Genomic DNA, 12,529 nt, shown 5'->3' with positions numbered 1-12,529 from the left:
GCTGATAACAATGGTTGAACGCCGTCCCTGGCTGGATATTCTGGCCCACGTCATTCTGCTCTGCGGCGTGGCGATGGTGGCATTTCCGCTCTACGTCACTTTCGTCGCGTCCACTCAGACCGCGCAGGAAGTCGCTCAGGCGCCGATGTCCCTGATTCCCGGTCCGCATTTCGTGGACAACTACATGCAGGCCCTTTTCGGCGGATCGTCGGGCGGTTCGTCGGGCGCGCCCGTCGGCCGCATGATGTACGTCAGCCTGATCATGGCGCTGGCGATCTCGATCGGCAAGATCGCGATCTCGCTGCTGTCGGCTTTTGCGGTTGTGTACTTCCGCTTTCCGGGCCGCATGTTCTTTTTCTGGATGATCTTCGTCACGCTCATGCTGCCGGTCGAAGTCCGCATCGCGCCCACCTACAAGGTCGTGGCCGATCTGGGCCTGCTCAACAGCTACGCGGGCCTGACCCTGCCGCTGATCGCATCCGCCACGGCCACGTTCCTGTTCCGCCAGTTCTTCCTGACGGTGCCGGACGAGCTGATCGAGGCCGCGCGCATCGACGGCGCGGGCCCCGTGCGCTTCTTCCGCGACGTGCTGCTGCCCTTGTCCAAGACCAGCATCGCCGCGCTGTTCGTGATCCAGTTCATCTACGGCTGGAACCAATACCTGTGGCCGCTGCTCGTCACCACGCAGGAAGACATGTACCCCGTCGTCATCGGCATCAAGCGGATGATCAGCGGCGGCGACAGCGTGACCGAATGGAACATCACCATGGCCACCGCCATGCTCGCGATGATCCCGCCGGCGCTGGTCGTCATCCTGATGCAGAAATGGTTCGTCAAGGGTCTGGTCGACACTGAAAAGTGATTCCACCCCGCCCGCGCCCATCCGAACACGACTCTGAACACGAATAACTCATGGCTACTCTCAGCTTCCGTAACGTCAAGAAAACCTATGCCGGCAACGTGCCGGTCATCCATGGCATCGACATGGACGTCAAGGACGGTGAATTCATCGTCATCGTCGGCCCCTCGGGCTGCGGCAAGTCCACGCTGATGCGCATGGTCGCCGGCCTGGAAACCGTGACCAGCGGCGACATCGTCATCGACGACAAGGTCGTCAACACCCTGGAACCCGCCGAGCGCGACATCGCCATGGTGTTCCAGAACTACGCGCTCTACCCGCACATGACCGTGTTCGAGAACATGGCCTATGGCTTGAAGATCCGCAAGTTCTCCAAGGACGAGATCAAGAAGCGCGTCGACATTGCCGCGCAGATCCTGGAACTGGGCCACCTGCTCGACCGCCGTCCGCGCGCGCTTTCGGGCGGCCAGCGCCAGCGCGTCGCGATGGGCCGCGCCATCGTGCGCGAACCCAAGGTGTTTTTGTTCGACGAGCCGCTGTCCAACCTGGATGCCAAGCTGCGCGTGGCGATGCGCCTGGAAATCATGAAGCTGCATCGCCGCCTGGGCACCACCAGCCTGTACGTGACGCACGATCAGGTCGAGGCCATGACGCTGGCGCACCGCATGATCGTCATGTACCAGGGCGTTCCCGAACAGATCGGCACCCCGATGGAAGTGTTTGAAAAGCCCGCCTCGACGTTCGTGGCCGGCTTCATCGGCTCGCCCCCGATGAACCTGATGGAAGTCCAGGTGGCGGGCGACGGCACGGTGCAGACCGCTGACGGCAACCACCTTGAGATCTCGCCGCTGCAGGTGCCGTCGCAGGTGCGCGGCCGCAAGATCATCATGGGCATGCGCCCCGAGCACATGCTGCTGAACACCCAGGGCATTCCGGCCGAAGTCGAAATGGTTGAAACCCTGGGCTCGGAACAGCTCGTGCACTGCCGCTGCGGCAAGAGCACGCTGGTCGTGCGCTGCACGACGCGCCAGCTTTCCGAGTCGTCGGCCAAGGTCGGCATGCAGGTCAACGTGGGGCCGGACGGCCGCCATCCCCTGCACTGGTTCGAGGCCGACACCGGCCGCCGCGTCCAGGGTCTGTAATAGGCGGGGCGTCAGCCCCCTGCCCCCACCAAGCGCAAAAACAAACCGGGCCGCAAGCGATCAGCTTGCGGCCCGGTTCTTTTTTGGCGCCTGATGCGTGGGACCTGATGGGCCCCGCACCCGACACGCGCCGTTCGCGTGCGGCGAGCCTGTGGCGGCCCACCGCGCTACGTTTTACTTGTAGACGGTCTTGGAGCCGTCCTTGTGCCAAGTGAACACGTCGAACTGGAAGTTCGTCAGGTCGCCCTGCTTGTTCCACGACACCTTGCCGATCGGCGTGTCGAAGGAATTGGCGTGCAGGTACTTGGCGACCTTGGTGGGATCGTCAGAGCCCGCGCCCTTGATGCCGTCCGCGATGACCTGCGTGGCCGCGTAGGCGGTCATCTGGAACGCGCCGCTGGCGTTGCGCTTCTTGGCCTCGAACGCCTTGACGATGTCGGCGTTGGCGGCGTTCTGCGTGAAGTCGGCCGGCAGCGTCAGCAGCATGCCTTCGACGGCGTCGCCCGCAATGGCGTTGATGTCCGGGTTGCCGGTGCCTTCCGGACCCATCCACTTGGCCTTCACGCCCTGCTCGGCCGCCTGGCGCAGCAGCAGGCCCATTTCGGGGTGGTAGCCGCCGTAGTAGACGAAGTCCACGCCTTGGCTCTTGAGCTTGGTGATGACCGCCGAGTAGTCGCTGTCGCCGGCGTTGATGCCTTCGAACACGGCCACGGCCACGCCGCCCTTCTCCAGGTCGTTCTTGACCGCGGTGGCGATGCCCTGGCCGTACGACTGCTTGTCGTGCAGCACGGCGACCTTCTTCGGCTTGATCTTGTCGACGATGAACTTGGCGGCGGCGGGACCTTGCTGGTCGTCACGGCCGATGGTGCGGAAGATGAACTCGTAGTTCTTGCCGTCGGTCAGGGCCGGCGACGTGGCCGAAGGCGTGACCATGACCACGCCTTCGTTGTTGTAGATGTCGGCGGCGGCGATGGTGGCGCCCGAGCACACGTGGCCCACGACGAAACCGATCTTGCTGTTGACGACGCGGTTGGCGGCGTTGGGACCCTGCTTGGGTTCGCAGCCGTCGTCGATGACCACGGTTTCCAGCTTCTTGCCATTGATGCCGCCGGCGGCGTTGATGCGCTCGACTGCGGTATCGACCCCTTCACGGACCATATCGCCATACTGCGTGACCGCGCCGGTGGTGGGGCCGACAACGCCGATCTTGATCGTCTGCGCGTGCGCGGCCGCGCCAAACGTCAAACCAGCGGCGACGCCCAGCGCTGCAATGACCGGGGTCAGACGGAAAACTGGCTTCATGAGTGGACTCCTCGAATGACTTTTAATCGTTGATCCGTCAACGGGCTGACGGCCGGAAACGTAGATGTCACGCCCGTTGGCGGTGCATTTGCCCGGCAAGCATACACTGAAATATCTCGGATTTTGGGCGCGTTGGCGCAGGGTTTTCCGGGGTTTTGTGATGCACTGCCGCATCGCTCAAGGCACCCCGCCTTATTCCGAACGCCGTATATGCAAAAGACCATTAATTCGTTTGAGTTACTAAACGGCGGCGGCATCATGTGCCGCATGAGACTCCAACCGATTATCGTCCCGGGCTGGAAAAACTCCGGCCCCGACCACTGGCAGTCCCGGTGGCAGGCCCTGTTGCCCAACGCCCGGCGCATCGAGCAGCACGACTGGGAAAACCCCTGCGCGGCCGATTGGATATCCCGCCTGACGGCCGAGGTCGACGACGCTCGCAGCCCGGTCCTGCTTGTCGCGCACAGCCTCGGCTGCCTGATCAGCGCCGCCCTCCCGGTCCCCTTGCGCGCCAAGGTCGCCGGCGCGCTGCTGGTCGCGCCCGCCGACGTCGAACGCGCCGATATGCCCGACTGCCTGCGCGGCTTCGCGCCCATCCCGCGCCAGCCGCTGCCTTTCCAGAGCGTCGTTGTCGCCAGCGACAATGATCCCTATTGCGCGCTGGAACGCGCGCGCGTCTTCGCGGCGGACTGGGGCAGCCGCGTCGTGGTCCTGCCCGGCGCCGGCCATATCAATGCGGACAGCGGCCTGGCCGACTGGCCGCAGGGGCTGAAACTGCTGGGCGCGCTACGCCGCCGAGCATCGTGGCGCATTCCGCCGCCGGCTAAGCGCATTCCGCCCATTCCGGCGTACGACTTGTAAGCCGTTTGCCACGGGTGGCGCGACCGCCTTCGCGCGCCCTCAGGACGTGGCGGGGATGCACCGCCGCTCTGATTTCGACGCATAAAGTGGTGTCTAGTAATAAATAGTCACGCAATGCGACGTGGCGCTTCACAGGTTAATAAAGCGATTCAATCACGCGTTGCGCGCAACCAATTGTCATCACGGCTTATTTCTGAATCGTTTTGATCGATTTCGAGCAAAACTCGTTACAACTAATTGTTAAGCTGCCGCGCGTCGATTTACCGCACAGTAAAAGCGCGGTTTCGAATTAATGCTGCCGCGGGCAATGTGGACGTGCAGGCGCTGGTTCGGACAAATCCGACACATATAGTAAAATGGGCGTCTTATCTAAATGTTACGGCGGCTGCGACGCCCCCACCCCGCTTACATTTTGATCGAAGAGCGGAGGGCGTGGTCGCGATACCGGCAAGGCCGCCACAAAAAACGAAAATGCAGAGCAATCTCATTACGCTCGGACGACATCTGTGCCGAGCGCGCGCAAGCATCGCCACCCTGCCTCCCCACGCGGGCCGGAACCGTCCGCTCATCCTGGGATCCACTGCCCGCGCCTGAACTCCCGGCCCGGGCCATCCCATTCTCCTGATCGTGTACGGCGGCCACGCCGGTCATAAGTTTGATTCAGCATGCTGAATCGGGCTTCACACCCATCGCATTCAGCTCAACACCCGCCGCCTTCCGGTCGGCCCAGAAGGACTCCGCATGCGTAAGCGCGTTGCCATTATCGGACTGTCGTTCCGATTCCCCAGCACCACCAATGACAGTTATTGGCCTGCTCTGCTGGAAGGCCGCGACCTGGTTACCCGAGTCGATGAGGATCGCTGGTCAGCGGATGCCTACCTGCATCCCGCGAAGGAACACCCCGGCACGGCCTATACCTTTGCCGCCGGCTCCATCGGAGACGTTTCGGGGTTCGACGCCGGATTCTTCGGCATTTCTCCGCGCGAGGCCGCGCTCATGGATCCGCAGCAGCGCCTGCTGCTTGAAATGAGCTGGGAAGCGTTGGAGAACGCCGGCGTGCCCGCATCGACGCTGCGCGGTTCCGACTGTGGCGTCTACATCGGCATTGCCAGCGCCGACTACGCCTACCGCATTGCCGAGGATCTGGGCGCCGTCGACGCCTCCATGGCCACCGGCAACACCGCCAGCATCGCCGCCAACCGCCTGTCGTACTTCCTGGACCTGCGCGGCCCCAGCATCGCGATGGACACCGCATGTTCGTCGTCGCTGGTGGCCTTTCACCAGGCATGCCGTGCCATCCAATCGGGCGAATGCAGCCAGGCGCTGGCCGGTGGCGTCAGCCTGCACCTGCATCCGTACGGGTTCATTACGTTCTCCAAGGCGTCCATGCTGTCCCCGCGCGGCCGCTGCAACGTCTTTGACGCCTCGGGCGACGGTTATGTCCGCTCCGAAGGCGGCGGCCTGTTTCTGCTCAAGGATTACGACCAGGCCATCGCCGACGGCGACAACATCCTGGCGGTAGTTGCGGGAACGGCCGTCAATACCGATGGCCGCAAATCCGGCCTGACCGTCCCCAGCGCCGACGCGCAAGCCGCCCTGATGCGCCAGGCTTATGAGCAGGCCGGCATCTCGCCTGCCGAGATCGACTACCTGGAAGCCCACGGCACCGGCACCGCGGTCGGTGACCCGATCGAAACCCGCGCCATCGGATTGGCGCTGGCCCAGCAACGGAGCAAGGACGCGCCGCTGCCCATCGGCTCGGTGAAAAGCAATCTCGGCCACCTGGAGGCCGCATCCGGCGTCGCCGGGCTGGTCAAGGCGCTGTATGTGCTGCGCCACCGCGAGGTGCCCGCCACCATCGGCATCAAGACGCTCAATCCAAGAATCCAGTTCCAGGACTGGAACCTGGACGTCGTCACCCAGAACCGCAAGCTGCGGCCTGCCGGCAAACTGATCGTAGGCGTGAACTCGTTCGGCTTTGGCGGCGCCAATGCCCACGTGATCCTGGAAAGCGCCCCGCCGCGCGGCGCGACCGCCGAAGGGAAGATGGCCAAGACTGCCCCAATCCCGGTCGTGGTGTCGGGCAAATCAGTCCAGGCGCTGCGGGCCGCAGCTGGCGAGATGGCCGAGGCCCTGCGCGGCCAGCCAGCCAAGTTCCTTTACAACGCGGCCTACCACGCCGCCATGCGCCGCGACTGGCACAACGAGCGCGCCGTGGTGTTTGGCACGCAGTGCAACGCCGTGGCTGACGTGCTTCAGCAGTTCGCGGAAAGCGGAGAGGCCAACGCCAACGTCGTTGCCGGGAGTGTCGTGCCCGAGGCCAGCGGCCCGGTGCTGGTGTATTCCGGCAACGGTTCGCAATGGACCAACATGGGGCGTCGCCTGCTGGCCGATCCCGTATTCGCCACCGCCGTCGACGAAGTGGACGCGCTCTTCTCCGCATACGCCGATTTCTCCCTGCGCCAGGAACTGGCCGGCGAGAACGGCGCCAACCGTTACGAACGCACCGAAGTCGCCCAACCCGCCTTGTTCGCGCTTCAGGTGGGCATCACCCGCATGCTGGCGCAGCGCGGCGTCGTGCCGTGCGCCGTCATCGGCCATAGCGTCGGCGAAGTCGCCGCCGCGTGGGCGTGTGGCGCGCTGACCCTGGCCGACGCCGTCCACGTCATCTTCCAGCGCAGCCGCCTGCAAGGCCAGACCCGAGGTCTCGGCCGCATGACGGCCGTGGGCATCAGCGGCGAGGAAGCCCTGGCGCTGATCGCCCAGCACAACCTGAGCGCAAGCGTCTGCGTCGCCGGCTTCAACAGCAGCCGCGGCGCCACCTTGGCCGGTTCGCCGGATGCGCTTGGCGTCCTGGAGGCCGCGCTGGCCGCGCAATCCCTGTTCCATCGCCGCCTGGACCTGGACTACGCCTTTCACAGCCCGGCCATGGACAGCATCGAAGCCGGCATCCGCGAATCGCTGGCGAACATTCAGCCGCGTGCGGGCGAAGTGCCCTTTTATTCCACCGTTACCGGCACGCTGCTGGACGGCGCAGAGCTCAACGCTGGCTACTGGTGGCGCAACGTGCGCGAGGCCGTGCGCTTCGAGCAAGCCGCGAATGTCCTGGCCGCCGAAGGCCGCAACGTCTACGTCGAAGTCGGCCCGCACCCGGTGCTGCGGTCCTACCTGAACGACACGCTCAAGACTGCCGACATGCAAGGCCGTGTCCTCAGCACCGCCACGCGCGGCGGCGACGATCCGGAAAAGATCTGGAACGCCGCCGGCCAAGTCATCGTCAGCGGCGGCCAACTGGACCTGCCCTCGCTCTTCCCATGGGTTGGCCCGTTCGTGGACCTGCCGACCTATCCCTGGCAACGCGAGCGCCACTGGCACCCGGTCACCTCGGAATCGCTGGGCCAGCTCACGCGACGCCTGGCGCACCCGCTGCTGGGCTACGCCATGCCGCAGCATGAGCACAGCTGGGAAAACCAGCTCGACACGCAATCCCACCCCGTGCTGGCTGACCACGTCGTCGGCGACGCCGTGGTCTTCCCCGGCACCGGCTTTGCGGAAATCGCCCTTGCCGCCGCGCTGCGGTGGCAAGCCGGCAGCGCAGACTGCGCCGAACTCGAAGACCTGGAAATCCACGCCCCGCTGCTGCTCAACGCCGCGCCCAGCAAATTGCTTCGGCTGCATCTCGATGACAGCGACGGCCGTTTCCGCATCAACGCCAAAGACACCGGCAGCACGGAACCGTGGGTCAGGCACGCCAGCGGCCGCCTGCTGCGTGAGCCTCGCCTGACGCGACTGACACAGCCCGAGTTGACGCTGCCCGAGCGCGCTCCCGACTTCACCGGCGACAGCCACACCGCGCTGACTCGCGCGGTGGGGCTGGACTACGGGCCTGCGTTCCGCGCCGTCAGCCACGGCTGGATCGAATCCGAAACCAGCGCGCTCGCCGTGCTTGAAGCCGACGCCTCCCTGGCTGCGGAATTGCACGCCACGCACCTGCACCCGGCCCTGCTGGACTGCACCTTCCAGCTCATCATCCAACTGCTCAGGAACGACCCCGCGATGGGCCTGGGCATCGCCTACGTACCGTCCAAGATCGGCCGTCTGAGCCTGCGTGCCAACGCCGGTCAGCCCGCCGCCGCGCGCGTGCGGCTGGAACGCCGCGCCCCGCATTCGCTCACCGCGAGTTTCGAGATCTACAACGCCGAAGGCGTGCAGATCGCCGCCGTCGAGCAAGCGCGTTTCCGCAGCATCCGCCTGCGCAAGGCGGCAGCCGACCACCTGAGCTTCCTCGACACCGTCGCCATTCCGCGCCCGCACGACCCGTTCGGCGCCAATCCGGTCAGCCACGAAGGCCTGCGCGCCGCGCTCGCGGGCGCCGTTGCCGAATGCATGGCTGGCGGCGCGCATGCGCGCTACGCGGACGAAGTCGATCCGCTGCTGGAAAGCCTGTGCGACAGCTTCGCAGTGGACGCGCTGCGCGTCATCGCCCCTGACGGCAAGCATGTGCCGCAGGCGCTGATCACCGAGCTGGGCCGTCACACGCCGGAATCCGCGCCGCTGCTGCAGAACGTCATCGGCCGGCTGACGTCGGCTGGCCACGTCGACGTGCGGACGTCGGGCATCGACCTGCCTGCCGATGACGGCGGCGAAGGTGGCGCCTCCGACATCTGGAACACGCTGCTGCGCGAATATCCTGACTACGCGCAAATCGTCCACGCGGTCGGACGCGTCGGCTTGCACCTGCCCGCCCTGCTGCGTGGCGAAGCGGCTGTCGATCAAATCTGCCCCCGCGCCACTACCCCTGCCACCATCCTGCGCAGCGTGCTGGGAGCCGCCAGCGGTCAACGCCTGGGACTGGCGCTGCGCGCCGTGCTCGAACAGGCGTTGGCGGCCCGCCTGCCCGGCCAGCGCCTGGCCGTCATGGAGGTCGGCCAGGCTGCGCCGCTGTTCAGCTTCAGCTGCTGCGACGCGCTCGACTTCAATGTGGCCGATTTCTGCTTCGCATCGACCGATGCCGACCTGCTGGACCACGTCGGCCACCAGCAATCCGAGCGCTATCCCAACGCCCGCACCGAGCGCATCGCCAAGGACGGCGATGCCGCCGTCGCGCGTTGCGACCTTGTCATCTTCCACTGCGACTTCGACACGCTGGAAGCGGCCCGCGCCGCGCTCAAGCACGCCCGCGCCAGCTTGCGGGCGGGCGGCGAGCTGCTGTTCTGCGGCGCCCATCCTGCCACGTGGGCAGACTTCGTTTTCGGCGGCCACCCCCAGTGGTGGCAGGCCAGCGAACAGGGCGAACAGCTTTCCACGCAGCAACCCGCCCGCTTCTGGCAGGAAGAGCTGCAGGCGCTTGGCCTGCAATGCGATGCGCCGCTGGGGTTCACGGAATCGCTCGCGACCGGCGCCTACCTGCTGACCGCCCGCCTCGATGCCCCCCAGGCCGCCGCACCGGCGCAACCTGCGGCCACCACGCCGGCGCGGTGGTTGATTCTTGCCGACCGGAATCCCGAGCATGGCGCCTTCCTGGCGCAATCCCTGGAAGCCAGCCTGAACGCTGCCGGCCATCAGGTCCGCCTCGTGACCGACGCCGCGCCTGATGCCCTCGACGCCCTGCTTGCGGGCGACGCGTCGGCGCCGGTGGCGCACATCGTGCACCTGGCCGGCCTGGCCTGGGCAGATGCGCACGAAACGCCGGACGAGCTACTTGCCAAGCAGACGCGCCGCTGCGCGATGGCGGCTGCCACCATCCAGGCGTGCGAACGCGCCCAGGTGCAAGCCACGGTCTGGCTTATCACGGCGGATGCCGCGCAGTACCTGCGCCAAGCGCCGCAAGCTGCCGGCATGCACGCCCTGAACGACGCATCGCTGTGGGGCTACGGCCGCACGCTGGCCAACGAAGCGTCGAACTACCGCATCCGCATGGTCGACGTGCCGCTGGCCCAGGCCGGCCACATGGCCGACGCCCTGGCGCGGGAATTGACGTCCCCGGACGATGAGGACGAAATCCTCCTCGCGCCGGACGGCGAACGCTATGTGCCGCGGCTGCGACTCGCCGCGCGTCCGGTTCCGCAAACGGCGCAAGACGCCACCGCGCAAGCCGTGCGCCTGGGTTTCGAGTTCCCGGGTCAGTTGCGCAACCTGCGCTGGGAATCGTGCCCCGCGCCGGCCCCGGCCGGCGACGAGCTCGAAGTACGCATCGAAGCCACCGGCCTGAACTTCCGCGACGTCATGTACGCGCTGGGCCTGCTGTCCGACGAAGCCATCGAGAACGGCTTTGCCGGTCCTACCCTGGGCCTCGAATTCTCCGGTACGGTTACCCGCGTCGGACCCGATGCTGCCGGCTATAGCGTCGGCGACGCTGTCGTGGGCTTCGGACCCGCCAGCTTTGGCGACCGCGTGCTGACCCGTCCCAGCGCCATCTCGCACATTCCCGACGGCTTCTCGTTCGAAGCCGCCGCCACCATTCCCAGCACCTTCTTTACCGTCTACTACGCGCTGCACCACCTGGCGCGCCTCGAAGAAGGCGAGAAGATCCTGATTCACGGCGCCGCGGGCGGCGTCGGCATCGCGGCCATCCAGTTCGCCCAGTGCCTGGGCGCCGAGATCTACGCCACCGCCGGGTCCGACGAGAAACGCGACCTCCTGCGTCTGCTGGGCGTGCGTCACATCTACGATTCGCGCTCTCTGTCCTACGCCGACGAGATCCTGGCCGACACCGGCGGACGCGGCGTGGATGTCGTCCTGAACTCCCTGGCCGGCGAAGCCATCAACCGCAACCTGCGCGTGCTCAAGCCGTTTGGCCGCTTCCTTGAACTGGGCAAACGCGATTTCTACGAGAACACGCGCATCGGGCTGCGTCCGTTCCGCAACAACATCAGCTACTTCGGCATCGACGCCGACCAGCTGATGAACGAGCGGCCCGACCTCACGCAGCGCCTGTTCGGCGAGATGATGGCCCTGTTCCGCCAGGGCGCGCTGCACCCGCTGCCCTACACCGTCTTCGACGCCAACGACATCGTCGACGCCTTCCGCTACATGCAGCAGGCGAGACAGATCGGCAAGATCGTCGTCACCTACCGCAACGGCATCAGCGGCGTGCATCATCCCGCTGCGCCGGCCACCGACCGCCTGGCACTGCCGGCCGACGCCACGTATCTCGTCACGGGCGGATTGGGCGGCTTCGGCTTGCGAACCGCGCAGTGGCTGGCCGAGCGCGGCGCGCGCAACCTTGTCCTGATCAGCCGTAGCGGCCCCGCCAGCGAAACCGCCCAGGCGGCCATCGCCGCGTTCGAAGCCCAGGGCGTACGCGTCCATGCCGCCGCCTGCGACGTCACCGACCGGGCCGCGCTGGCCAGCCTGTTGCAGCAAGCCGCGGCCACGCTTCCGCCGCTCAAGGGCGTGGTCCACGCCGCGGTGGTCATCGACGACGGCCTCGCCCGCAGCGCCAGGCCCGAACAGATTCAACGCACCCTGGCCGCCAAAGTGCTGGGCGCGCAGCACCTGCACGAACTCACGCGTGACCTGCCGCTGGACCTGTTCATCTTCTACTCGTCGGCCACCACCCTGTTCGGCAACCCGGGGCAGAGCAACTACGTTGCCGCCAACGCCTGGCTTGAACGCCTGGCCGCCCAGCGCCGCGCCGAAGGCCTGCCCGCCACCTGCGTGCGCTGGGGCGCCATCGACGATGTCGGCTTCCTGGCCCGCAACGAGAAAATCAAGGACGCCCTCCAGAGCCGGATGGGCGGCGGCGCCCTCGCCTCCCACATCGCGCTGGACGCGCTGGAGGCCATGCTGGCGTCCGACGCATCCGGACTGGGCGTGCTGGAACTGGACTGGCGCGCATTGAGCCGCTTCCTTCCTTCGGCCGGCCTGCCCAAGTTCTCGGACATCGCCCGCCGCAGCGCCGACGCGGGCGAGGACGATGGCAGCGCAGACGACATCGCCCAACTGCTCGCGACGCTCGACGACGAGGCCCTGCACGAACGCTTCACCGAGATGCTCAAGGCAGAGATCGGGGAAATCCTGCGCGTGGCGCCCGACAAGATCGAAGCCACCCGGTCGGTCTATGACCTGGGCCTCGATTCGCTGATGGGCGTGGAACTGGTGGTCGCGCTGGAGAACCGCTTCGGCATCCGCCTGCCCGTCATGGCGCTGAGCGAAAGCCCCACCCCGGCCAAACTCGCCGAAAAGCTCGTGCTCCTCTTGCGCGACGAACACGACGCCGACGCTGCAGACGCCGTCACCGTCAGCGTGCAACAGGTGGTCGCGAGCCACGCTGCGGAGGTCACCTCCATCTCGGTCACGGAGTTCGTCGACGAGATCAAACTCGGCGCAAGCCTCTCCAAGCAACGCATGATCCAGTAGGACT

General features: G+C 66.3%; 5 protein-coding genes. 4 read left to right on the top strand and 1 reads right to left on the bottom strand.

Annotation, left to right across the window (positions count from 1 at the left end):
- Positions 1-10 precede the first annotated feature (10 nt).
- Both ugpE and CLM73_RS13275 read left to right on the top strand, forming a co-directional pair.
- The gene (gene ugpE, locus CLM73_RS13280; protein ID WP_056561049.1) at positions 11-862 is read left to right on the top strand and encodes a sn-glycerol-3-phosphate ABC transporter permease UgpE; all 852 of its coding nucleotides are present in this window, start codon (positions 11-13) and stop codon (positions 860-862) included.
- Positions 863-912: 50 nt separating this feature from the next.
- Complete coding sequence (locus tag CLM73_RS13275; protein WP_105238827.1) at positions 913-2,001, top strand: sn-glycerol-3-phosphate import ATP-binding protein UgpC; 1,089 nt, start codon at positions 913-915, stop codon at positions 1,999-2,001.
- Positions 2,002-2,175: 174 nt separating this feature from the next.
- On the opposite strand, the gene CLM73_RS13270 is transcribed toward CLM73_RS13275, so the two are convergent.
- Positions 2,176-3,303: a branched-chain amino acid ABC transporter substrate-binding protein gene (locus CLM73_RS13270; RefSeq protein ID WP_105238826.1), complete on the bottom strand. Its 1,128-nt coding sequence runs from the start codon at positions 3,301-3,303 to the stop codon at positions 2,176-2,178.
- Positions 3,304-3,570: 267 nt separating this feature from the next.
- Between CLM73_RS13270 and CLM73_RS13265 the strand changes: the two genes are divergently transcribed.
- Together CLM73_RS13265 and CLM73_RS13260 are read left to right on the top strand one after the other, a co-directional pair.
- Complete coding sequence (locus CLM73_RS13265; protein WP_105241507.1) at positions 3,571-4,164, top strand: RBBP9/YdeN family alpha/beta hydrolase; 594 nt, start codon at positions 3,571-3,573, stop codon at positions 4,162-4,164.
- A 741-nt stretch (positions 4,165-4,905) separates the two neighbouring features.
- Positions 4,906-12,525, top strand: a complete 7,620-nt coding sequence (locus CLM73_RS13260; RefSeq protein ID WP_105238825.1) for a type I polyketide synthase — start codon at positions 4,906-4,908, stop codon at positions 12,523-12,525.
- Positions 12,526-12,529: the final 4 nt, after the last annotated feature.

This window comes from Achromobacter spanius (assembly GCF_002966795.1).
GTDB classification, from domain to species: domain Bacteria; phylum Pseudomonadota; class Gammaproteobacteria; order Burkholderiales; family Burkholderiaceae_B; genus Achromobacter; species Achromobacter spanius_D.
Note: the sequence above shows the minus strand (reverse complement) of the source record. Positions and strands in the feature narration are given on the sequence as shown.